This window comes from Bacillus sp. B25(2016b), from assembly GCF_001679765.1.
GTDB lineage: Bacteria > Bacillota > Bacilli > Bacillales > Bacillaceae_G > Bacillus_A > Bacillus_A thuringiensis_K.
On record NZ_CP016285.1, the window covers coordinates 2,342,443 to 2,366,302 of the forward strand.

Here is a 23,860-nt window from a genome sequence, read left to right on the forward strand (position 1 = left end):
CAAAAAGGAGCTTTATAAATGCAGAAAGATTGGCTGGAGGAATTAATAGCTGCAACTAATACGGATAAACGAAATGAACGTCAAATGCGAATATTAGAGGCGGCTGTTGATATGTTTGGAGAAAAAGGATACGCTTCAACTTCAACAAGTGAAATTGCAAAGCGTGCTGGTGTAGCGGAGGGAACCATCTTCCGCTACTATAAGACGAAAAAAGATTTATTACTAGCGGTCGTAATGCCAACTTTAACTAAGTTCGCTGCACCATTTTTCGTACAAACCTTTGCAAAAGAAATATTTAAATCGGAGTATGAATCGTATGAAGGACTTTTAAGGGTTGTAATTCATAATAGATTTAAATTTGCTCAAAAACACTTTCCTATGATAAAAATATTAATTCAAGAAGTACCATTTCAACCAGAACTGAAAAATGAAATACAGCAATTAGTAGAAACAGAACTGTTTTCACATTTCAAAAAGTTGATTGTGAAATTTCAAGAAGAAGGGGAAATAATTGAGATACCACCATCTTCCGTATTACGTTTTACTTTATCAGCTGTATTAGGTTTATTATTAACACGATTTTTATTATTGCCTGAAGAAAAATGGGATGATGAAGCGGAAATTGAAAATACGATTCAATTTATATTGTATGGATTAACTCCACGAATTTAATCGTTGAAGTGTGAATTACATACATTACTTTTAAGTGAAAATAAATCGCCTTTAAAAAGGCGATTTATTTTCATTATATATTTTTGATAAATAAGTACTTGTTTAATAAAAACATTCTAAATCAGCGTGTTTCTTTGTCTCTTCTTCTAAGACCTAATAATCCTGCTAGTCCTAATAAACCAAGCCAAGCCCAATTATTATTTCTATCACGATTATCATTTAAATCATTTGTTGTATTTACATTTCGAGTTCTCACATCATTATTAACTCTGTCTAAATTATTGTCATTTACTCGAGTTGAAATATCAGTGTTATTAACTCTGTTCATATTATTTCCATCGTATTCAGCTTGCGCAGATGTACCTAAAAACATAATAGATAGTGCTAAAACACTTAAGATTGATGATAATTTCTTTTTCATAACAATCCCTCCTTTCTTAATAATTAAGTTCTCCGAAGCATGTGTGTATTATTCATTTCACAATATCTAAACCCTCATTAAATAGAGCGCACATTTATAGAAAATAGAGTTGAATGATTGTTAATATTTCATTGGATATATATTTCTCATAAAAATAAATGCATCAAACTTTGCTTAAAATGTTAATCTTAGTACAATTTATATTATACGGACTAGCAATAAGGAGGTAATGAGATGCGACAATTTGCAAAACCTACAATCGTCGTAAGTAAATGTTTAGAATTTGATGCTTGTCGTTATAATGGAGAGATGATTCCAGATGTAACAATACGAAATTTGCAGCCATTTGTTACATTTATACCTGTTTGTCCAGAAGTCGAGATTGGATTGGGGACTCCTCGAGAAACGATACGAATTGTAGAAGAAAATGGTGAGAATAGACTTGTGCAACCGTCGACACGAGAAGATGTAACTGAAAAAATGGAACAGTTTTCAAATGACTTTTTACAAACGATACCGGATGTGGATGGTTTTATTTTAAAGAATCGTTCGCCAAGTTGTGGTACGCGCGATGTGAAAATTTATTCTGGTTTTGAAAAAGCACCAGCAAAGGGAAAAGGATCAGGCTTATTTGGCGGAGCAGTAATAAAAAAATTTTCGCATCTTCCTATTGAAGAGGAAGGCAGATTGTCGAATTTTATTATTAGAGAGCATTTCTTTACAAGGCTATTTACAATCGCATATTACAAAATGATTAAACATAATAAAAATATGAAAGACCTTGTATCGTTTCAGTCGGACAATAAATATTTATTTATGGCATATAATCAGGTGAAACAAAAGGAATTAGGGCGTATAATTGCAAATCACAAAAATGAAAAGATTGAAGTGGTATTTGAAAACTATGAGAAGACTTTATATGAATTATTTATGCGCACACCCCGTTATACATCGAATGTAAATGTATGCGAGCACATTTTTGGATATTTTAAAACAAAGCTAAAAAAACAAGAAAAAGATCATTTTATAGAACTGTTACAAAAGTATGCAGAAAAGAAAATACCACTTAGTAGTTTACTTACAATTTTAAAATCATGGGCCATTCGATTTGATGAGAAGTATTTATTAAGACAGACGTATTTCGAACCATATCCTGAAGCATTAGTAGAAATTTCTGATTCAGGAAAAGGTAGAGATTATTAAACAATAAATTACATAATTCGACACAAAATCTCCTATGTTGTTGTAGAACAATGTAGGAATTTTTTTGTGCATTAGTACAGAATCTGTTTTAAAATTAAGTTATGACAGAATTATAGCAATTGTCTAACTAATACTTTTGTCTTTTAAGTTGTTATGTTTGTAGTAGAAACTCGCACGCTGTCGAAACTCAATATTCGATAAGGGGTGTGTAGCGGAATGGAATTTACTCTAACTCGCGAAAAACAAATGATTAAAGAAATGGTACGTGACTTTGCTGAAAAGGAAATCGCACCGAAAGCTGTATATTATGACAAAACTGCAGAGTTTCCATATGAAACATTTCAAAAAATGGGCGAACTAGGATTACTAGGCATCCCATTCCCAGAAGAGTATGGAGGTTCAGGTGGCGATACGGTATCGTATGCGTTAGCAGTTGAAGAAATTGGTCGCGCTTGTGGTGGCACCGGTTTAAGCTATGCTGCAACAATTTCATTAGGTGCTTCTCCAATTTATTATTTCGGTACAGAAGAACAAAAACAAAAGTATTTAGTTCCAATGGCGTCAGGAAAAACATTAGGTGCCTTCGGATTAACGGAGCCGAATGCTGGATCAGATGCAGGTGGTACTCAAACGAAAGCGGTATTAGATGGTGATGAGTATGTAATCAGTGGTGAGAAGTGTTGGATTACAAACGCAGAGTATGCAAATACCATTATTGTAACCGCTGTCAATGGTATTGAAGAGAATGGTAGAAAACGCATTTCAGCATTTATCGTACCTACTACTAGTGAAGGATTAACGATTTCTAGTCCTTATGATAAAATGGGCGTTCGCGCTTCTAATACTTGTGAAATCGTACTTGATGGTGTTCGTGTACCGAAAGAAAATATTCTTGGTGATGTAAATAAAGGTTTTAAACAATTTTTATATACACTTGATGGAGGACGTATTTCAATCGCAGCATTGGCAGTTGGTATTGCGCAATCAGCCTTTGAACGTGCATTGCAATATGCGAAAGAACGTCAACAATTTGGAAAGTCAATTTCTAATTTCCAAGCGATTCAATTTAAATTGGCTGATATGGCGACTGAAGTAGAGTTAGCTCGTAATTTAGTACATAAAGCAGCTTGGTTAAAAGATAACGATAAACCTTTCGGCAAAGAAGCGGCAATGGCAAAACTATTTGCATCGGAAGCGGCAAGCCGTATTGCGAATCAAGCAGTACAGATTCATGGTGGATATGGGTATATGCGTGAATATGAAGTTGAACGACATATTCGTGATGCGAAACTATTAGAAATTGGTGAAGGAACTTCTGAAATTCAACGTCTCGTAATTGCTAGACATTTAGGATGTAGATAAAAGGGAGGAATCACTATGTTTCAAAAAATATTAATTGCGAATCGTGGAGAAATCGCTGTTCGTATTATGAAAACTTGTCAAAAACTAGGCATCCGTACTGTTGCTATTTATTCTGAAGCAGATGAAAATGCCCTTCATGTGAAAATGGCAAATGAAGCTTACTTAGTAGGTGGACCGCGTGTTCAAGAAAGCTATTTAAACCTTGAAAAAATTATTGAAATAGCTAAGAAGACAAATGCAGAAGCAATTCATCCGGGTTATGGTTTATTATCAGAGAATCCGTCTTTTCCGGTTCGCTGCAAAGAAGAAGGAATCGTATTTATCGGTCCTTCAGAAGAAATTATTACGAAGATGGGAAGTAAAATTGAATCACGTATCGCAATGCAAGCAGCAGATGTCCCAGTAGTCCCAGGGATTACTACAAATATTGAAACTGCTGAAGAAGCAATTGAAATTGCAAAACAAATTGGTTATCCATTAATGCTTAAGGCATCCGCAGGCGGCGGAGGCATTGGTATGCAGTTGATGGAAACTGAGCAAACGCTCACCAAAGCGTTTGAAAGTAATAAAACAAGAGCGCAAAACTTCTTCGGTAACGGAGAAATGTATTTAGAGCGATATATAGCAGATGCGCATCATATTGAAATTCAGCTTTTAGCAGATACACATGGTAACACAGTGTATTTATGGGAGCGTGAATGTTCGGTACAGCGCCGAAATCAAAAAGTAATCGAAGAAGCACCCTCACCATTTTTAGATGAAGGTACACGAAGAGCGATGGGAGAAGTTGCTGTACAAGCTGCCAAAGCACTTGGCTATACAAATGCAGGTACAGTTGAGTTTCTTGTAGATGATCAGAAAAATTTCTATTTCTTAGAAATGAATACGAGATTACAAGTAGAGCATCCAGTGACAGAAGAAATTACGGGATTAGACCTTGTAGAACAGCAACTCCTTATCGCAAGTGGAGAGAAACTATCATTTACTCAGGATGATGTAAAACGTAGTGGTCATGCCATTGAAGCTCGTATTTATGCAGAGGATCCGAAAACATTCTTCCCATCACCTGGGAAAATTACAGATTTAACATTACCGTCAAATGTACGGATTGATCACTTCTTAGAAAATCATGTAACGATTACACCTTTCTATGATCCAATGATTGCGAAAGTCATTGCACATGGCGAGACTCGTGAAGAAGCAATTTCGAAATTACATGATGCTCTAGAAGAATTAAAAGTAGAAGGTATTAAAACGAACACTCCAATGTTACTGCAAGTTTTGGAAGACGAAGTGTTCAAAGAGGGTATTTATACAACGGGTTTTGTAACGAAACAGCTCGTTAAAAAATAAGATTTAACAATATTAAGGGGGAAAAATGATGACGAAAGTATACGCATCGATGGCAGGAAACGTTTGGAAGATTGTTGTAGGAGTAGGGGACACAGTAGAGGAAGAGCAGGATGTCGTCATTTTGGAATCTATGAAAATGGAAATTCCAATCATTTCAGAGGAAGCCGGTACAGTTATGAAAATTAATGTGCAAGAAGGCGATTTTGTAAATGAAGGAGATGTATTATTAGAAATTGAATAGGGAGATATAGGGGGAAGCGAATTGAAACTACCTAATTTTGCTGTCATTAAAGAAGTAGGACCACGTGATGGTTTACAAAATGAAAAAAAGATTGTTGGCACAAAAGATAAAGTAAAATGGATTCAACTACTTACAGAAGCAGGATTGTCGTATGTTGAAGTTTCCTCATTCGTTCACCCAAAATGGGTCCCAGCATTAGCGGATGCAAATGATGTGTTTTCTGAGCTGAAAAGGGATCCCAATGTTACATATGCTGCGCTTGTTCCGAACCAAAATGGTTTGGAACGAGCTTTTTTGCAAAATGTAGATGAGGTGAATGTTTTTTTATCAGCAAGTGAATCTCATAATAAAAGTAATATTAATAAATCGATTAAAGAAGCATTAGTTGTAATTGAAGATATAACAAAACAGGCATTATTCGAAGGGAAAAAGGTAAGAGGTTATGTTTCTACTGTATTTGGATGTCCTTATGAAGGGGATATAAGTCTCGCAGCAGTTGACGAATTATGTAATCAGCTATTTTCATACGGCATTTATGAAGCATCTCTTGGTGATACGATTGGTGTAGCAAATCCGTTACAAGTAGAGCAAGTATTAGAACATTTATTAAAGAAATATGATGCTTCGCAGTTTGCAATGCACTTCCATAATACGTATGGAATGGCTCTGGCGAATGTAGTTAAGTCATTAGAATATGGTATTACAACATTTGATAGTTCTTGTGGTGGTCTTGGTGGATGCCCATATGCACCAGGAGCATCAGGCAATGTTGCAACTGATGACTTAGTTCATATGCTCCATAAGTTAGGGGTACAAACGAATATTGATGAAAAGAAGTTATTGAGAGCGAGTCAATTTATTCAAAGTAAATTAAATATCCAATTACCGAGTCATGTGTATAGAGCGCTTCAACATAAAACGATAAGTAGGTGAGAAGATGCTACAATTACAAAACATTTCAGTTGATTACGTAACACCACACGTTGTAAAGATTTCATTAAATCGTGAAAGACAAGCAAACTCATTATCTTTAGCGTTATTAGAAGAGTTGCAAAACATACTAACTCAAATAAGTGAAGAGTCAAATACTCGTGTAGTTATTTTAACAGGGGCTGGTGAAAAAGCATTTTGTGCCGGAGCTGATTTAAAAGAACGTGCTGGCATGAATGAAGAACAAGTTCGCCATGCTGTTAGTATGATTCGCACTACTATGGAAATGGTTGAACAATTACCACAGCCAATTATTGCTGCTATAAATGGAATCGCACTTGGTGGTGGTACGGAATTAAGTTTAGCTTGTGATTTTAGAATTGCTTCAGACACTGCAAGTCTTGGTCTTACTGAAACGACACTTGCAATTATACCAGGAGCAGGTGGTACACAGCGCTTACCGAGATTAATTGGTGTTGGTAGAGCGAAAGAATTAATTTATACAGGTAGACGTATTTCAGCGCAAGAAGCTAAAGAATATGGTTTAGTAGAATTCGTTGTACCAGCTAATTTACTTGAAGAGAAAGCGATTGAAATAGCAGAGAAAATTGCTAGTAATGGACCTATTGCTGTTCGATTAGCAAAAGAGGCAATTTCAAACGGTATTCAAGTTGATTTACATACCGGATTACAAATGGAAAAACAAGCGTATGAAGGTGTAATCCATACGAAAGATCGAATAGAAGGATTACAGGCATTCAAAGAAAAACGCAAACCGATGTATAAGGGGGAGTAAATATGTTAGACCAAAAACAACAATCTAATTCATTTGAAGAACGAGTTGAAACAATTAAACAAGGCGGGGCACCGAAATATCATGAGCAAAATAAAGCAAAAGGAAAATTATTCGTTCGAGATCGTTTAGCGCTTCTATTTGATAATGGCGAATATGTAGAAGATGCATTATTTGCTAACTGTGAACAAACAGGCTTACCTGCGGACGGCGTTGTAACGGCAACGGGTAAAATACATGGTCGTACTGCGTGTGTAATGGCCAATGATTCTACTGTAAAAGCTGGATCATGGGGATCACGCACAGTTGAAAAGATTTTACGTATTCAAGAAACAGCTGAAAAACTACGTGTTCCGTTATTTTATTTAGTCGACTCTGCTGGAGCGCGTATTACAGATCAAGTAGAAATGTTCCCAGGGCGCCGCGGTGCAGGAAGAATCTTCTATAATCAAGTGAAGTTATCAGGTAAAGTTCCTCAAGTATGCTTATTATTTGGACCTTCTGCAGCTGGTGGTGCGTATATTCCAGCCTTTTGTGACGTTGTAATGATGGTAGAAGGAAATGCATCTATGTATTTAGGATCTCCTCGTATGGCTGAGATGGTTATCGGTGAGAAGGTAACGTTAGAAGAGATGGGCGGAGCTCGTATGCATTGCTCTGTATCAGGATGCGGAGATGTTTTATGTAAGACCGAAGAAGATGCGATTACACAAGCAAGACAATATATTTCATATTTTCCAAACAACTACTTAGAGAAGACTCCATTGGTTACACCTCAAGAACCGAAACAATTCGAAAAAACATTAGAACAAATCATTCCAGAAAATCAAAATGCGCCTTTCAATATGAAAGATCTCATTAATAGAGTTATTGATGAAGGTTCTTTCTATGAAGTGAAAAAATTATTTGCTCAAGAACTAATTACAGGCTTAGCACGTATTGATGGTAAGCCAGTTGGTATTATTGCAAATCAACCTCGTATGAAAGGCGGCGTATTATTCCACGATTCAGCTGATAAAGCTGCTAAGTTTATTAATTTATGCGATGCATATCATATTCCATTATTATTCCTTGCAGATGTACCTGGATTTATGATTGGTACAAAAGTAGAGCGTGCCGGTATTATTCGCCACGGTGCAAAAATGATTTCTGCAATGAGTGAAGCAACTGTACCTAAGATTTCTATCGTTGTTCGTAAAGCATATGGCGCTGGTTTATATGCGATGGCAGGTCCAGCATTTGAACCAGATTGCTGCTTGGCATTACCGACAGCCTCTATTGCAGTAATGGGTCCAGAAGCTGCGGTTAATGCTGTATTTGCAAATAAAATTGCAGCTTTACCAGAAGAAGAGCGTGCTAGCTTCATTGCTGAAAAACGTGAAGAGTATAAGAAAGATATTGATATATACCACTTAGCATCAGAGATGGTGATTGATGGTATTGTTCATCCAAACAATTTACGTGAAGAGTTAAAAGGACGTTTCGAAATGTATATGAGTAAATATCAAGTATTCACGGATCGTAAACATCCTGTATATCCAGTTTAAAAGCCTTATTTAGGGCTTTCTTACTCAAAAAGTTAAGGAGGGGAAAACATTGAAACAAGCAGTTTGGTTTCCAACAGAAGAGTACAAGGGAAAAACACGTTTATATGGTTGGATGAAATCATTGGGATATGAAGACTATGAAACTTTTTATAATAAATCTATTGAGGAAACAGCTTGGTTTTGGGGAGAGGCAGAAAAAGCAGTGGGCTATCAATGGATGAAACCTTATACAGAAGTGTTAGATTTAGAAAATGGTACACCGTTTGCACAGTGGTATAATGGCGGAACATGTAACGTTGTAGAATCAGCTTTATCCCGCTGGCTTGCGGATGAAGAGACGAGAATACAGCCAGCACTTCAGTACGAAGGGGAAAATGGAACTTCAAAATCATTTACATATGAAGAGCTTGACAACTGGGTAAGCCGTGTTGCAAATGGTTTGAAACACGCGGGTATTGAGAAAGGTGACCGTGTAACAATTTATATGCCAATGATTCCAGAAACAGTTGTTGCGATGCTAGCTGTAATGAAAATCGGAGCAATTATTTCACCAATATTCTCAGGCTTTGCGTCTGATGCAGTTATGACACGTGTGCAAGCGGCAGGTTCAAAAATGATTATTACCGCAGATGGATTTTCACGCCGAGGTAAAATTGTTTCTTTAAAAGATGAAGTAGATAAAGCTTGTGAACATTGCCCAACTGTTGAAAAAGTTGTTATCGTTCGTCATGCAGGAAATGATTTTACACCACATAACTATGACTTTTCGTGGAGTACGCTAGAAAAAGAAAAACCATTCATACATGCAGAGGAAATGCAAAGTGATGATCCATTAATGCTCATTTATACATCAGGAACGACTGGTAAGCCGAAAGGAACAGTACACACGCATGCAGGATTTCCTTTGAAAGCAGCTTTTGATGCAGGATTTGGAATGAATATTAAACAAGGTGATCGTGTATTATGGGTAACTGATATGGGCTGGATGATGGGGCCGTTTCTATTATTCGGTTCACTCATTAATGGAGCAACGATGGTTATGTACGAAGGTGTTCCAGACTTCCCAGAAGCAGACCGGTTATGGGAGACAGTTGATAAATATGAGATTACTCATTTAGGTATTTCGCCAACGTTAATCCGAGCATTAATGGCAAAAGGTGATGAGTATGTCAATAAACATTCTTTAAAGAGTTTGGAAGTATTCGCATCAACTGGAGAACCTTGGAATCCTAATCCATGGATGTGGCTGTTTGAAACAGTTGGAAAAGGAAATGTCCCAATCTGTAACTACTCAGGTGGAACTGAAATCTCTGGTGGGATTTTCGGTAATGTTCTTATTAAGCCAATAGCACCGATTAGTTTTAACGCATCTTTACCAGGAATGGCAGCTGTCGTACTGGATGATCAAGGTAAACCAATTCGAGATGAAGTCGGAGAATTATGCTTAGAGAAACCTTGGGTAGGTATGACGAAAAGCTTCTGGGAAGATGATGAACGTTACGTAAACACATATTGGTCGCGTTTTGAAAATAAATGGGTCCACGGTGACTGGGTCATTTACGATGGTGAACAATATATTATCACAGGGCGTTCAGACGATACGTTAAATATTGCAGGTAAACGTATTGGACCTGCTGAATATGAATCTATTCTTGTGAAACATAACGATGTAATTGAAGCTGCTGCAATTGGTGTACCTGACGAAGTAAAAGGTGAAGTTTGTCATTGTTTTGTAGTATTAAGAGATCATGTAACATTCACAGGAGAATTAAAGAAAGAATTAATGAGTTTAGTAAACTCTCATATTGGAAAAGCGTTGTGTCCTAAAGACATCCACGTTGTAGAAGATTTACCGAAAACACGTAACTCTAAAGTAATGCGCCGTGTTATTAAAGCAGCTTACTTAGGAAAAGAATTAGGTGATTTGTCTTCACTTGTAAATCCTGAAGTAGTTCCGTTTATTCAGGGGTTACAGTCTAGTAAATTATAAAATTAGAAAGGAGCTCTATATAAATAGAGCTCCTTTTTTATGTTTATAAAAAGAAAAAAGTGAATTTGATGAAGAAGAAAAATTTTACTATTAGTGTTAAGTATGTTTTTTAGTTTTAATCAAAATACGATATTATGGAATGTCTATTCAATGGAGAAATACTATTTTACAACAACAAGGTGATGACAAAGCGTGACTGCTTATATGTCTGTTTAAACCTTTACGTGTTCATATATAAAAAGCTGACTATACTCAGTCAGCTTTTTATATATTACATTCTAGTATTTATCTCGCTATTTGTCAGGCAGTAATGCCCCCACCTAAAAATTCAGCGAAAGCAAGGAAGTAGGTGAGGGGTCAACTTTCCGGAAAAGTCCGATTGGTTCCAAAAGACATATTCTTTCCTTTAAGTTGACATTAAGAATATTACCAATTTTTTCTTTTACAATGGCAACAAATAAAGAAACATTTACAACGACACTTATTTCGTTTAGAACTCCAATCATCATCACGATGACACTTTTCTTTAGATTTCCACCAATCATCATTACAATGTTTTTCCTGAGAACTCCAATCGTCATCACAATGACACTTTTCTTTAGATTTCCACCAATCATCATTACAATGCTTTTTCTGAGAACTCCAATCATCATCACAATGACGCTTTTCTTTAGATTTCCACCAATCATCACAACAATGCTTTTTCTGAGAACTCCAGCAATCATTTTTCCAGGACATTCATTTCTACCTCCTTTCAATAGTGTTCATATTATTCTATGTTTTAATAAAAAAATGGCTTGTTTATTAACCTACTATTTTATTTTTATATGATAGAGTGTTTTCTACTCGGTATAGAGTTCATACAAACTATGCTAATTTTTAAGAGATAGTGGAGGGAACTACTACTAGTTATGGTATTTTTCAATAAACATTTGTTGAAGAAAATGTTCTGATTACAAATAATATCTTATTTTCGAGTACGTTTTTTAAAATGTATATTTTACGATAACAAAGGAAAAATCCATGAATAAAGTCTATGTATATGTGAGTTAATGGGAAAATCTAGTGTGTTTTTAAGAGGCGTCTTATTTAAAAGAAAAAAGATTTATTTTAAAAAGTGGTGTCTAAACATTAAATGAAGTAGGACTAAACTCACCTGCCCTAATTAAACAAGCTTTTAATTAGGGCAGGTCTGTTTTTATAATGAATAATGAAAAGAAAGTTTGGTACAATTGTTTGTTTTTTTCTTTTTATGTGTTTGCCTCGTACCCTTTTAAGCTAATGGACATACTTTACTAATAGAAAGGATTAGGAGGTGAGGTATTGGGTTCTCGATTTAATAATTGTAAAAAGAAATGTACATGTAAACAAGATGATTGTTGGGAAGTATTCGAAGAGTGTAAAAAAGAACAGCATGAGAAATGTGATAATTCTTGTGTACAAGGAATTAGAGATGAACTTAAGAAATTAATTAATCGAACAGTTCAAATTAATACAGAGGGACGTACTTATGTAGGTACTGTCTCGTCTGTAAGTTGTGATGTAGTTAGGCTTGCGGCTATTCCTGGATCGGTTGCAGTAATTATTTCCATTTGCAAAATTGAAGCAATTTTCCCACCTGTTACAACGGTTACTGCTGACTTTGATTTTAATGGTATTGATGTAGCAAACAAAGCATAATTATGCTGCTTTTTTGTAAAGCCATTCACATGAATGGCTTTATTTTAATTTCATATAAAAGGAGAATATATTCTTTATATAGAAATAAGTTTGAGGTTATAAAGCATGATGTACGAAAGGAGCAAGGAAGTGATTAAACTAGAAACCTTTAAAAAATCTGATTTTAAACAATTAATAAATTGGATTAATTCCGAAGAATTTCTAATACAATGGTCAGGTAATGCCTTCACATTTCCTTTAGACGAACAGCAATTAGAGAAGTATATAGAAAGTGCAAATACATTCGCTTTCAAAGTGGTAGATGAAGAGACTTCAGACGTTATTGGTCATATTTCGCTTGGGCAAATAGATAATATTAACAAGTCCGCTAGAATTGGAAAAGTATTAGTTGGTAATACGAAGATGAGAGGACGTTCTATAGGAAAACATATGATGAAAGAAGTACTTCATATTGCTTTTGACAAATTAAAACTACATAGAGTAACTCTTGGTGTTTATGATTTTAATACGTCGGCTATTTCATGTTACGAAAAAATAGGATTTGTAAAAGAAGGATTATTAAGAGAGTCGAAAAAAGTAGGGGAAACGTATTGGAATTTATGGGAAATGAGTATGTTAGAATATGAATGGAAGAAGTAGTAACAATAGTGATTTATAATTATATTATGTTAACAAAAGGGGATTGGTGGATATAGTGGATAATAAAACAAAAATTATTTCAGTTGCAGCTGTTTCAGGGGGAGGTAAAACTACAATTACAGAAAGGTTAAAGCATGAGTTTAAGAACTCAAAAGCTCTATATTTTGATAGTTATACATTTGATAACTGTCCTGCTGATATTTGTAAATGGATTGATGATGGGGCGAATTATGACGAGTGGGTATTAACACCATTAATTCATGATATTGAGCAACTTATACAAAATAATAGCTTAGACTATATTATTATAGATTATCCTTTTGCATACTTAAATAGTGAGATGCGAAAATTCATTGATGTAACTATATTTATTGATACGCCTTTAGATATTGCGATGGCTAGAAGGATTTTGCGAGATTTTAAGGAAGGTACAATAGATGAAATACATAATGATTTGGAACATTATATGACATATGCGAGAAAAGCTTATTTAGAAGCAATTCATACTGTTAAGCCGAATTCAGATATCATATTGGATGGTTCTTTATCTGTAAGTGAAATAATTAATCACGCTGTAGAGGAACTTGGCCGAAGAGAAGTGATTGTCAATGGTTAAATGTATAACAGATGCTGTTAGGTGGATAATTGAAGTAAGGGAGAGATAAATGTGTATACTTTATTTCAATATAATTGGCAAGTAAGAGATGAGTGGTTTAAGAGGTGTGAACAACTTTCAGAGGAAGATTTACTTTGCAAACTGGTGGTATTTTAGAAACATTATTTCATATTGTAGATGTAGAGTATAGTTGGATTAGTGCTCTTCAAGGAGAAGAAGATAAAGAACCGCAATTTAAAGATTATCATTCGATTCAAAAAGTGAAAGCGTTATCTGATTTATATAAACGAGAACTTGAAGGTTTTTTGCAGTCATGATCATCTAGCCTAGAATGCTAGCGTACTTAAAATAAGCAGTATAAAAAGTTAATTATTGTGTGCTTTGATTATATAATGTCGGCGAAATAAATAGTGTGAAGGACAGCTATCTTAACAAGTGCTTCATGTAACGTTCATATACTTTAATTTTTTATAATTAATCAAATTTGAATATTATAGAAACGGATAAAGAGGTATGGGTGGTGCTCTTTTTTATTGAATAGAATGGGTTGATTTTTCGGATTTTCATTACAATATAAAAATTAAAATTTGAATTTTGTTTGTTGTTAAGAAAAGGTGAGAAGAAAATAAAAAAGAGGGCTAATACCCTCTTTTTCTTTTAATTTGGTAATTAATCACAGATTGGTATCCCAAGTACTCTTAGAGCTAATGCTACTTGAAGGGAAATCTCTAATCTAGCAATTTCAATACCAGCTACTGAAAGAACTAAAAAAGGTTGCCCGTTTACAAATACAACGCAACTATCCATAGTTAAGCCTCCTTTCTAGTAATCTACTATAGTATATGGATAGAACTTTAATATGTAATAGTTAAATTGTTGGATTTAATAGAATTAATAGATTAACCCATTTATACTAAACAAAAGAACACAACGAACGGAAACAGAGATGGATGTATGCCTCGAAAAACATAGGTTTTAAGACATGTAATGAGATATAAAATTCATCATATTGGTCAGCTATCTATATGGGCGAGGGAGTTAAACTTGCAATTTGTTTCAGCAAATTTGATTGGACGAGGATGATAGAATTAAAAACCGACTTGCATCTCAAACGCAAGTCGGTTTTTATATATAAGAAGATTTCTTAATTGAAATCCTCGGATTTTTTTTGACGTATATGTAAAAACATTAAGGTGGTAATGATTAAAAAAATCATTATAGTTTGTATAATTAAATTTTTAAACTGAAGTAATATTGTCCAAGATGTAAGGGTGTCTTTAAAAGCTTGGAGTGCAGAGTACGAGGAAGGATCAAAACCATACTGTAGTAACTTTTTTGTTTCAATAAATGAAATGTTTTCTTCATCTGCATCTAATATTACTGAAATTAGTCTAGTATCTCCAAGTTTTGCTGTACTGACAAAACTATAATTACCGTTAGTTGAAAAACTAGTTTGTAAGCCATCAACACCTTGAAGTTTAATGTTTTCATTAAGAGAATATATCATTTTATTCGTATTGAAAACCTGGGAATCTTTGAAGGTAAATTGGTAAGAGGTTAGTTTCGTAATATTCAATACATCTGGAAAATCTTTTACTAATTTAGCTGCTAGTTTAGCTGCGTCTATCGCTGTTGTAGTTGATTGTTTATTTGTATCATTATTAACTCCAGTAGAGTTTAGAAATGGAGATGGTTGTAATAACTTTAGTTCTTTTGCTTTTTTATTCATTAATAATGTAAAGTTATCTTCATTTCCAGCAATGTGTTCTGCTAGAGCGAGTGCAGAACGATTATTCCCTGTCAGTAGCAATGCATGAAGTAAATCACGAACCGTTGTTTTATCATTCGATGTTACTTGTATAGGGCTTGTTTCTACTCGGAAAACTTCGTTACTTATTTGTACTAAGTCATCTAACTGTATTTTTCTATCATTTAGTTGCTCCAATACGATATATTCTGTCATTAATTTAGATAAAGCAGCTGATTGTACTGGAGTTTCTTCATTTTTTTTATAAACAATTTCACCTGAATTAGCATTTATTAAAATAGCTGATTTAGCTTGAATAATCGGACCATTTACATAAAGGTAAAAATATAAAACGATAAGTGCAGTAATGAAAAAAGATAATAATAAAATAGCGAATTTTTTTAAGAATTGCATAAGCGATCCTCCTATTATGACATCAATACTAGTATTGTAAAAAGGAATGCTTAATTAGGAAGAAAGAAAAGGTAAAGAATTTCTAAAGAATTATAAAGGATTATTAAATTTTGGGCATTAATGGAAAAAGTTCAATTTCTTATATGATAAGAAATTGAACTTTTTATTTATAATATTAACATTTGTATGGGAGTAGTTTTACAGTGAATGTTGTTTTTTCATCATCACTATATACTTCAATTGTTCCTTTATGCAATTCGACTATACTTTTTGCAATCGCTAATCCAAGTCCAGATCCACCAGTGTTTGTAGAGCGAGATTTCTCAACGCGATAAAAACGTTCAAAAATATGAGGTAAATCTGTACTAGGAATAGGTTGTCCGTAATTTGTTATATCAATTGTAATCATATTATTGCTTTCATAAGCAGTAAGGTCAATATAGCGACCTTCGCTTCCATAAGCGATAGCGTTTATAATAAGATTTTCAAACACACGCACTAATTTGTCACCATCAGCTAATACCATGAGCTTTTGAGATGGGAAAGAAGGTCGACATTCTATATTTGCTTCTTGAAATTGTATACGGAATTGAACAGTTAATTGCCCAAGTAACTCTACTATGTCAATAGGGACAGAATACAAGCTTAACTCTTTATTTTGAACACGTGTATATTCGAACAAGTCATTCATTAATGCATTAAGACGAGTTACTTTATCGTAAATGACTTGAATATAGTATCGCAATTCTACTTCATCTCTATAATTATCATGATGGATTAAATTTACGTATCCAACTATAGAAGTAAGGGGAGTGCGTAAGTCATGTGATACATTTGTAATAAGTTCACTTTTTGCTTGTTCCGCTTGTCTTTCTTCATCAATGGAGACTTTTAATTGTTCAACAATTTCATTGACCCCGATTGCTAATTCTTCTAGATAATTATGATTTACAATAGAAACTTTATGATTGAAGTTTCCATTTGCAATATAACGAATTTCTTCTATCATTTTTTTAATACAAGTTTCATAATAAAGTTTTTTCTCGTGACGATAAAAAATGTAAAGATAGGATGAAAAGATAGAAAATAAAAACAAATAAGATACAATCATCATCCATAAAGATTCTTTAATCCCTTTATACTTTTCATAACCAAAAATTCGAATGAATTCTTTACCAAGTTCGGTTAGAGTAAGTGAACTCTCAATTACACTCGTAACGAGGCGATAAATAATTAATTCAGTAATAGGCGTGAGTGTGATAGCTAATAAGAGCCAAAAAATAAGTTTCCATTTAGGGATATCTTTTAATATATCAAATGCTTCATTTCTCAATTTTATAGCCAACTCCCCAAACAGTGTGAATAAATTTTTCTCCATTTATTACTGTTTCAAGTTTATCCCGTAAGTTGCTAATATGAACCATTACAGTCTTATTTGAACCGTAACCATCTTCATTCCAAACGCGTTCAAAAATTTCTTCTGAACTAAATACTCTTCCTGTATTACTTGCAAGTAAATATAAAATATCGAACTCAATAGAGGTTAGTTTAATATACTCTCCATTTACTTTAACAGTATGATTATGTTTGTGTATTTCAACAGAGCGAATACGAATAATACCATCTTCATTCTTTTGCGAAGTAGCATTTTGGAAAGAGGATCTTCGTAATAAAGCTTTCACTCTTGCTACTAATTCTAATGGATTGAATGGTTTAATCATATAATCATCGGCACCTGTCATAAGGCCTAATATTTTATCCATATCCTCTGCTTTTGCACTAAGCATTAGAATTGGTACAGTATTATTTTCACGCACTTCCTGACAAACTTCTAATCCGTTTCGTTTTGGCATCATAATATCCAAAATCATAAGGTCAACTTTATATGTAGAAACCTTTTGTAATGCTTCATCGCCATCATAAGCTTTATAAATGTTATAGCCTTCATTTCGCAAATAAACAGCAAGTAATTCAACAATTTCTTTATCATCATCAATAATTAATATGTTTTTATTCATTGTGTAGTTCCTTTCCTTACAAATCATCAACATTACTATAATATCAAACATTTATGTACTTGTAGTGACGATTCTGTATAAAATTTCATGTAACGTATTAAAAAGGAGTAAAAAGATTAATAACGAATATAAAATAACGAGGATATTTATATTCTATATTATACTGAAAGTTAGTTGTGAGGGGGATTTGTTATGCTGTATGACGATATATATTCATTTACTGCAACGGGAAAAATAGAAAATGATATTCAAGTTTTTTTACTAAAATATAATAAAGAGTTTACATATAAACATTCAATTTGTGTGGCAAATGTGGCAAAAAAGATTGCAGAAAAGTTTCACGTAGATAAAGAAAAAGCAGCAATTGCAGGATATTTACATGATATTAGTGGCATTTTTCCGAACGAGGAGCGGATTGCAGTTGCTGAAGAATTTGGGATAGAAATAGTGGAAGCAGAAAGAAAGTTTCCTATGATCATTCATCAAAAACTATCGAGAGTAATCGCAAAAGAAATATTTAAAGTAGAAGATGAAGAGATTTTAAATGCAATTTGTTGCCACACAACGTTGCGTAAACATGCAACGAAGATGGATTTAGTATTATTTGTTGCAGATAAAATAGAATGGGATCAAAAAGGGACACCACCATATTTAATAGAAATAAAAAAAGGATTGGGAAAATCTTTGGAAAAAGCAGCTTTTGTATATATTTCATATTTGTGGGAAAGGAAAGATATATTGAAAGTTATACATCCATGGCTAGAAGAAGCATATTGGGATTTAAAAGGAATTGTACAGTAGAAAGGACAAGGAAATGCAATTAAAAGAATATATGAATCAAACATTTCCAGGAGTTACATTAGTACCCTACTTATATTCTTAATGGGAAAATCATTTACATTTTGATTTTGGAAAGATAAATATCAAATTGTAGAAGGAACCGACAATTTAAATACGGAATACTTTTCTCAACTATATACATATAATAAATTCTTATTTGAAGACATATTTTCAAAAGAAGATGTAGTGTTTGTAGTGACAAATGTTTATAGATTTAAAAAGGAAAATATAAAAACTCCACAGAAAATAAATGTATACAATAAATATATTAAGAAAAGAGATTTAAGATTTCATATAAGATAAGAAACGTTACCGTTTTTATTTGAAGATGAAGAAGCAGATTTATATTGTACATATCATTTTTCTTTACAATGCCTTGCGGAACATATTAAATATGAATCGCTTATACAAGTTGTTAATCATGAGGATTTCTTTGATCTATATCCTCGATTTGGACGAAAAAAAGAAATTTCTTATCCAGATGTATTTCTCATAAATGCAACGAAAGATATTGTCATGTTTATGTATGATGATAGAGGATGTGAAGTAATTGCGAAGAATAAAGAAATAATACGAGATTTATATAAGAAATACAAAGAATGGATTCCAGATTATGAACGAGAAAGTATAGATAACTTATTTAAATGACAATAGGGGAAGTGAAGCGTGTAATGAAACGTATTGCAATTGTATCTGCATGGGAACCAGAACTGACGTATTTGCATCAACATTATCCAAGTGAACGTGTTGAAAAAAGAGCTGCTTGGGAATTTCATTTTCATACTATTAATGAGCTGGAAATTATATCAGTTGTTACTGGTGTCGGTAAAGTAAGTTGCGCTAGTTGTGTACAATTGTTAATTAGTGAGTTTCAGCCAGATGAGTTGTTTATGACAGGAATATGCGGAAGTTTATCAAACAAGGTGAAAAACGGTCATATTGTAGTCGCACTAAACGCAATACAACATGATGTTACTGCTGCTGGTTCAGGGGAAGATGTTTTTAATTTATATAACGGTAGAACAGCACCTATTGAAACAACAAAATCACTTGTAAGAAGAATAAAAAAAATACGATCGTATGATCCGATCCATTTCGGTACATTTTTATCAGGAGATCAACGTATTCGTAGTTCGGAAATGAGATATTTACTCCATACCGTATATGGAGCATTAGCAGTTGATCAAGAATTAGCAGCTTTCGCCTATGTATGCCAAATAAATAAAAAACCATTTCTCTGTTTAAAAGCTGCTTCAGATCAAGCAAATGATAAAACGAAAGAAGAGCAAAAAATCTTTAAAATGCTAGCATGTGAAAGAGCATGTGAGCATTTAATTGCTTTTTTACGTGTTTATGAGATTAATGTAGTAAATAATAGATAGTTTGTTATAAAACAAATTAAGAGTGAGTTATATGTAGGGAAATGTCCGTTCATTTCAAATAAAGAGCTGAAATTTATAATAGATGGAATATATTATATGGGTACATGTTTAGTTTAATACAAGCAATTGGAGGGCAATTTTATATGATTCAATATAAAAGGTGTAGTGATGTAAATATTGATTTAGTATATGTCGATAATGACTTAAAAGGCTCTCTATGCGTAAATGAACAAGGTAAAATTAGTTTTATTTTCGTAGACAAAGGTTATAGAAATATTGGTGTTGGGATGAAATTATTACAAGTAGCAAGAGAAGAATTAAATTTATCAAGTTTATCAATTGGGTTTCCTAACAATAATTTATTGGAGGGTTTTTTAAAGAAATGTGGATTTGAAAAGAATTCTTTAGCGCAATATGAAATGTATTTATTACTCTAAGAGCGGAAAGATTTATTCTTTTCGTTTTTTATTTAGCCGTTATGTTGGTAAATGCTCCGCAATTATAATTTGTAATGAGAGGGATTTTGTTTATCCTTAAGTTATTTTTTTAATTGTCAATTTTATGCTAATAATTTTCTTTGTATAATATTCTAATTTTATGTAGAATAGATACGATGGGAGGGGATGAAATGAATAATGGATTAAAGTTTAAGATTTTTGAATTGCATTGTCTCGTTCAAAAGACTTATTCTGATATTAAAATAGCATGTGATATTGCTATTTATCAAGAAAACACTTCTAAATATTTAATTTCATTAGGATTTTTAAATAAATCATATATGACTTATATAGAAGCAAAAAGATTCTATCGTGAAAATGAAGAACTTGTAAGTGTAGAATTTGATAATTTCTTTGATATGTATGATAAATTAGAAAATGAATTAAAACAAGTTATTTCAACTGAAGATAAAAATCCTTCATTGCTACATAGCAGACTTGATCAGTTTCAGCAGAAAGTTGAAAATATAAATGACCTAATAAAAGTATTGCAAAATGCTCGTTAATGAATGCTTTTTTCTTTTTTGTATAGAAATTATGTATTAAAAACATTTTAGGGATATTACATATTGAAGAGGTGGCTTTTGTAGATTACAAAAGTCATCTTTTTATGTTAGGAATAGATTGTATACATTTTAGCAGTTTCATATAAATAATAGAAATTTATACGAGGTAAATATCATGGGAAATAAAAAAGAAATAGCTATAGTTGCATTAACAACAGGATTCGTTTTAACAAGTGTAACACCATATGGAGTAGGTCATGCAGAGGAACCTGGTCAAATGCAAGTTGAAATTCAAGAGGATTCGTTCCGTACAGGTGATCTTACACAACCATCAAAAAAGGCGCCAGAGAATGTAGTGAAAGATGCACTTAAGGAAAATACAGAGCATGCTTTGTCTCCAAAACAAGTTAGTGCAGAAACAGGAGTAGATTACAAGGTTCTTCAAAAACGTGGTTCTTATGATGGAACTACACTTGTGCGCATGCAACAAATATATAAAGGAAAAGAAGTGTATGGCCACCAGTTGACTGCTCACGTAGATAAAAAAGGTATTATTAAAAGCATTTCAGGAGCTAGCGCACAAAATTTAACACAAGAAGATTTAAAGAAACCTATTAATTTATCAAAAGAAGAAGCGAAACAATATATTTATAAAAAGTACGGAAACGACATTAAATTTATTTCTGAACCAGAAGTTAAGGCGGTTATTTTTGTTGATGAAAATCATGGGCAGGCTAGCAATGCATATCAAGTTACATTTGCTGCTACAACACCAAATTATGTATCTGGAACTTATTTAGTGAATGCTCATAATGGCGATATGTTAAAAGATATGGTACAAGAATCAAGTTTGAAAATAAGTGAAGAGTATGTTGAATCCGTTAAGGAAAATAAAACTAGCAATTTCACATCATTAACTGGAACAGGAAAAGATGATTTAGGCGTAACTCGTACATTTGGTATTTCTAAACAGACCAGTGGGAATTATGCGCTTGCTGATTACACAAGAGGGCAAGGAATTGAGACATATGATGTAAATTATAGAGATATTACAAATGAAGAAAGTTATTATCCTGGCATACTAGCAACTAGCGCTTCAACAACATTTAATGATCCAAAGGCGGTAAGCGCTCATTTCTTAGCAACAAAGGTATATGATTTTTATAAAGAAAAATATAAGCGTAATAGTTTTGATAATAAAGGAAAAAAAGTAGTTTCAGTGGTACATGCATGGGATTCTGGAGGAACAAATGATCCTGAAAATTGGGAGAATGCATTTAGTACTAATATTAATAACATTAGTATGCTTTTATATGGAGATCCTATGGTAAAAGCGTTCGATATAGCCGGTCATGAATTTACACATGCAGTTACATCAAGTGAATCTAACCTTGAATTTTCAGGAGAATCTGGGGCAATTAACGAGGCATTATCGGATATTATGGGAACGGCTATAGAGAAATACATAAATAATGGGGAATTTAACTGGACAATAGGAGAACAAACTGGATCGACTTTTCGTAATATGAAAAATCCAACTGCAATTAATTTTTCAGAAGGACTACCGTATCCCGATGATTATAGTAAATATAATGATTTAAATGGAGAGGATTATGGAGGCGTTCATTTTAACTCAAGTATTATTAATAAAGTTGCGTATTTAATTGCACAAGGCGGTACTCATAACGGTGTAAATATAAATGGTATTGGTGAAGATAAAATGTTTGATATTTTCTATTATGCAAATACTGATGAATTGAACATGACTTCTAATTTCTCTGAATTGAAATTGGCATGCCTTAAAGTTGCAACTAATAAATATGGAACGAACTCAATTGAAGTTCAAGCAGTCCAAAATGCTTTTGATGCGGCAAAAATTCCAGGAACAGTGAAAGAAAACGAAAAAACAGCAGAAAATCAAGCTCCAGAGTTAACTGTGCCGTTTACCATTACACTACGTGTAGGTGATACGTTTGATCCAATGAGAAATGTAAAAGCTGTTGATAAAGAAGATGGTGATTTAACAAATAAAGTAAAGCATAAAGGCGATGTAGATACTTCAAAACCAGGTACATACATTGTGGAATACTTGGTTGTTGATTCCCAAGGGAGAACTACAACGGCTAGACAGACTGTAATTGTAGAGGGAAATGGAGAAATATTAGATTTAGAACCTAAATTAACAGTGCCTGTTGGAGCGACAATGCATGTAGGAGATTCATTCGATCCAATGATAAAAGTAAAAGCTATTGATAAAGAAGACGGCGATCTTACTTCTAAAGTAAAAGTTGATGGTGGAGTAGATACATCTAAAGTCGGTACTTACGTATTAACGTACACGGTTACAGATTCTAAAGGTCATGAAGTAACGGCGAAACAAACTGTAACGGTTAAAGTTAGAGAAGAAGTTACAAATGAAAAACCAATACTAAAAGTACCTGCTACAACTTCAATTACTGAGGGTGATCAATTTGATCCGTTGGTAGGGGTATCAGCTACTGATAAAGAGGACGGTGACCTTACTTCTAAAGTAGCGTATGAAGGAACTATAGATACAACTAAAGCTGGTACTTATGAAATAATATATAGTGTCAAAGATTCCATGGGTAATGACGTAAATACAAAACAAAAAGTATTAGTGAAAGATAAAGAAACTAGCAAAGCTAATGGCCTTGCTAATAAGGCAAATAAGAGTAATATCTCAAACAACAGTAATAGCGATAAAAAAGAGTATACATATAAGGAGCTTCCAAAGACGGGTGTAAGTACAAATAACAGTGCAGCAATCGGCATATTGATGATTATTACAGGCACAGTACTCACTTTTGTTCGCAAATTTAGAAAGATACAAAAATAATAGTAGGGATTATTCGTTTGAAGAAAAGAGTTCATTATTCAGAAGAAATAAAGTAGAAAGTAAGTAAAACAAAATATGGATTTTTTACTTAATAAGATTTTAGTAGTTAAGCGGTGCATTTGGCTTCTATAAAAATTTGTAGTTGGATCATG

At 33.3% G+C, this 23,860-nt stretch carries 22 protein-coding genes and 4 pseudogenes; 20 read left to right on the forward strand and 6 right to left on the reverse strand.

Going from position 1 to position 23,860, the window contains the following annotated elements:
* Positions 1-18: 18 nt before the first annotated feature.
* Positions 19-672 carry a TetR/AcrR family transcriptional regulator gene (locus BAQ53_RS11885; RefSeq protein ID WP_208906873.1) on the forward strand — a complete coding sequence of 218 codons (654 nt, stop codon included), beginning with the start codon at positions 19-21 and terminating at the stop codon, positions 670-672.
* 121 nt (positions 673-793) lie between these two features.
* Here the strand turns inward: BAQ53_RS11885 and BAQ53_RS11890 are convergent, their stop codons facing one another.
* Complete coding sequence (locus BAQ53_RS11890) at positions 794-1,093, reverse strand: WGxxGxxG family protein (RefSeq protein ID WP_000728151.1); 300 nt, start codon at positions 1,091-1,093, stop codon at positions 794-796.
* Between the two features lie 234 nt (positions 1,094-1,327).
* Here BAQ53_RS11890 and BAQ53_RS11895 point away from each other — a divergent pair, with 234 nt between their 5' ends.
* From BAQ53_RS11895 to BAQ53_RS11930, 8 genes are all read left to right on the forward strand, one after another.
* Positions 1,328-2,296, forward strand: coding sequence for a YbgA family protein (locus BAQ53_RS11895; RefSeq protein ID WP_001248641.1), 969 nt, complete (start codon positions 1,328-1,330; stop codon positions 2,294-2,296).
* 216 nt (positions 2,297-2,512) lie between these two features.
* Positions 2,513-3,658 (forward strand): acyl-CoA dehydrogenase, encoded by a 1,146-nt coding sequence (locus tag BAQ53_RS11900; protein ID WP_000397279.1) that lies wholly within the window; start codon positions 2,513-2,515, stop codon positions 3,656-3,658.
* Between the two features lie 15 nt (positions 3,659-3,673).
* Positions 3,674-5,011 (forward strand): acetyl-CoA carboxylase biotin carboxylase subunit, encoded by a 1,338-nt coding sequence (locus BAQ53_RS11905; RefSeq protein WP_000486751.1) that lies wholly within the window; start codon positions 3,674-3,676, stop codon positions 5,009-5,011.
* Positions 5,012-5,036: 25 nt separating this feature from the next.
* Positions 5,037-5,252, forward strand: coding sequence for an acetyl-CoA carboxylase biotin carboxyl carrier protein subunit (locus tag BAQ53_RS11910; protein WP_001987345.1), 216 nt, complete (start codon positions 5,037-5,039; stop codon positions 5,250-5,252).
* Between the two features lie 21 nt (positions 5,253-5,273).
* Positions 5,274-6,185, forward strand: coding sequence for a hydroxymethylglutaryl-CoA lyase (mvaB, locus tag BAQ53_RS11915; RefSeq protein WP_208906874.1), 912 nt, complete (start codon positions 5,274-5,276; stop codon positions 6,183-6,185).
* Between the two features lie 4 nt (positions 6,186-6,189).
* Complete coding sequence (locus BAQ53_RS11920) at positions 6,190-6,978, forward strand: enoyl-CoA hydratase (protein WP_061884185.1); 789 nt, start codon at positions 6,190-6,192, stop codon at positions 6,976-6,978.
* 2 nt (positions 6,979-6,980) lie between these two features.
* Positions 6,981-8,522, forward strand: coding sequence for an acyl-CoA carboxylase subunit beta (locus BAQ53_RS11925; protein ID WP_000886746.1), 1,542 nt, complete (start codon positions 6,981-6,983; stop codon positions 8,520-8,522).
* 49 nt (positions 8,523-8,571) lie between these two features.
* A complete protein-coding gene (locus tag BAQ53_RS11930; protein ID WP_000806508.1) occupies positions 8,572-10,512 on the forward strand; it encodes an AMP-binding protein in 1,941 nt (646 codons plus the stop codon).
* Positions 10,513-10,832: 320 nt separating this feature from the next.
* Here BAQ53_RS11930 and BAQ53_RS11935 read toward each other — a convergent pair whose 3' ends face one another.
* On the reverse strand, positions 10,833-11,237 hold the full coding sequence (locus tag BAQ53_RS11935; RefSeq protein ID WP_000560147.1) for a hypothetical protein: 405 nt from the start codon (positions 11,235-11,237) through the stop codon (positions 10,833-10,835).
* A gap of 598 nt (positions 11,238-11,835) precedes the next feature.
* Between BAQ53_RS11935 and BAQ53_RS11940 the strand changes: the two genes are divergently transcribed.
* From BAQ53_RS11940 to BAQ53_RS11955, 4 genes and pseudogenes are all read left to right on the forward strand, one after another.
* A complete protein-coding gene (locus BAQ53_RS11940; RefSeq protein ID WP_000535575.1) occupies positions 11,836-12,192 on the forward strand; it encodes a hypothetical protein in 357 nt (118 codons plus the stop codon).
* A 105-nt stretch (positions 12,193-12,297) separates the two neighbouring features.
* Positions 12,298-12,831: a GNAT family N-acetyltransferase gene (locus BAQ53_RS11945; RefSeq protein ID WP_000990085.1), complete on the forward strand. Its 534-nt coding sequence runs from the start codon at positions 12,298-12,300 to the stop codon at positions 12,829-12,831.
* Positions 12,832-12,886: 55 nt separating this feature from the next.
* Positions 12,887-13,447 (forward strand): nucleoside/nucleotide kinase family protein, encoded by a 561-nt coding sequence (locus BAQ53_RS11950; RefSeq protein ID WP_000369207.1) that lies wholly within the window; start codon positions 12,887-12,889, stop codon positions 13,445-13,447.
* 51 nt (positions 13,448-13,498) lie between these two features.
* Positions 13,499-13,758, forward strand: a pseudogene (locus BAQ53_RS11955) (DinB family protein); the annotation flags it as partial.
* Between the two features lie 358 nt (positions 13,759-14,116).
* On the opposite strand, the gene BAQ53_RS11960 reads toward BAQ53_RS11955, so the two are convergent.
* Positions 14,117-14,254 carry a DUF3956 domain-containing protein gene (locus BAQ53_RS11960; RefSeq protein WP_000376554.1) on the reverse strand — a complete coding sequence of 46 codons (138 nt, stop codon included), beginning with the start codon at positions 14,252-14,254 and terminating at the stop codon, positions 14,117-14,119.
* 165 nt (positions 14,255-14,419) lie between these two features.
* On the opposite strand from BAQ53_RS11960, the pseudogene BAQ53_RS11965 reads away from it, so the two are divergent.
* Positions 14,420-14,530, forward strand: a pseudogene (locus tag BAQ53_RS11965) (DinB family protein); the annotation flags it as partial.
* Between the two features lie 61 nt (positions 14,531-14,591).
* On the opposite strand, the gene BAQ53_RS11970 reads toward BAQ53_RS11965, so the two are convergent.
* The 3 genes from BAQ53_RS11970 to BAQ53_RS11980 all read right to left on the reverse strand — a co-directional run bounded on the left by BAQ53_RS11970 (position 14,592) and on the right by BAQ53_RS11980 (position 17,626).
* Entirely contained in the window at positions 14,592-15,608 is a 1,017-nt protein-coding gene (locus BAQ53_RS11970) for a D-alanyl-D-alanine carboxypeptidase family protein (protein ID WP_208906875.1), read from the reverse strand.
* A gap of 175 nt (positions 15,609-15,783) precedes the next feature.
* Complete coding sequence (locus tag BAQ53_RS11975; RefSeq protein WP_001243307.1) at positions 15,784-16,941, reverse strand: sensor histidine kinase; 1,158 nt, start codon at positions 16,939-16,941, stop codon at positions 15,784-15,786.
* Complete coding sequence (locus tag BAQ53_RS11980; protein ID WP_001038810.1) at positions 16,931-17,626, reverse strand: response regulator transcription factor; 696 nt, start codon at positions 17,624-17,626, stop codon at positions 16,931-16,933. Before BAQ53_RS11980 ends, BAQ53_RS11975 begins: the two co-directional genes overlap by 11 nt.
* Before the next feature lie 192 nt (positions 17,627-17,818).
* Here BAQ53_RS11980 and yqeK point away from each other — a divergent pair, with 192 nt between their 5' ends.
* The 6 genes and pseudogenes from yqeK to BAQ53_RS12010 all read left to right on the forward strand — a co-directional run bounded on the left by yqeK (position 17,819) and on the right by BAQ53_RS12010 (position 23,708).
* On the forward strand, positions 17,819-18,427 hold the full coding sequence (gene yqeK / locus BAQ53_RS11985) for a bis(5'-nucleosyl)-tetraphosphatase (symmetrical) YqeK (RefSeq protein ID WP_000964995.1): 609 nt from the start codon (positions 17,819-17,821) through the stop codon (positions 18,425-18,427).
* Positions 18,428-18,440: 13 nt separating this feature from the next.
* Positions 18,441-19,114 (forward strand): annotated as a pseudogene (locus BAQ53_RS11990) (DUF3885 domain-containing protein).
* Positions 19,111-19,848: a phosphorylase family protein gene (locus tag BAQ53_RS11995; RefSeq protein ID WP_002164028.1), complete on the forward strand. Its 738-nt coding sequence runs from the start codon at positions 19,111-19,113 to the stop codon at positions 19,846-19,848. The pseudogene BAQ53_RS11990 and the gene BAQ53_RS11995 overlap by 4 nt, the downstream one beginning before the upstream one ends.
* 188 nt (positions 19,849-20,036) lie before the next feature.
* Positions 20,037-20,285: pseudogene (locus BAQ53_RS12000) on the forward strand (GNAT family N-acetyltransferase); the annotation flags it as partial.
* A gap of 191 nt (positions 20,286-20,476) precedes the next feature.
* Positions 20,477-20,851, forward strand: a complete 375-nt coding sequence (locus tag BAQ53_RS12005; protein ID WP_001059022.1) for a hypothetical protein — start codon at positions 20,477-20,479, stop codon at positions 20,849-20,851.
* A gap of 175 nt (positions 20,852-21,026) precedes the next feature.
* Complete coding sequence (locus tag BAQ53_RS12010; RefSeq protein WP_208906876.1) at positions 21,027-23,708, forward strand: M4 family metallopeptidase; 2,682 nt, start codon at positions 21,027-21,029, stop codon at positions 23,706-23,708.
* The last annotated feature ends 152 nt before the right edge of the window (positions 23,709-23,860 follow it).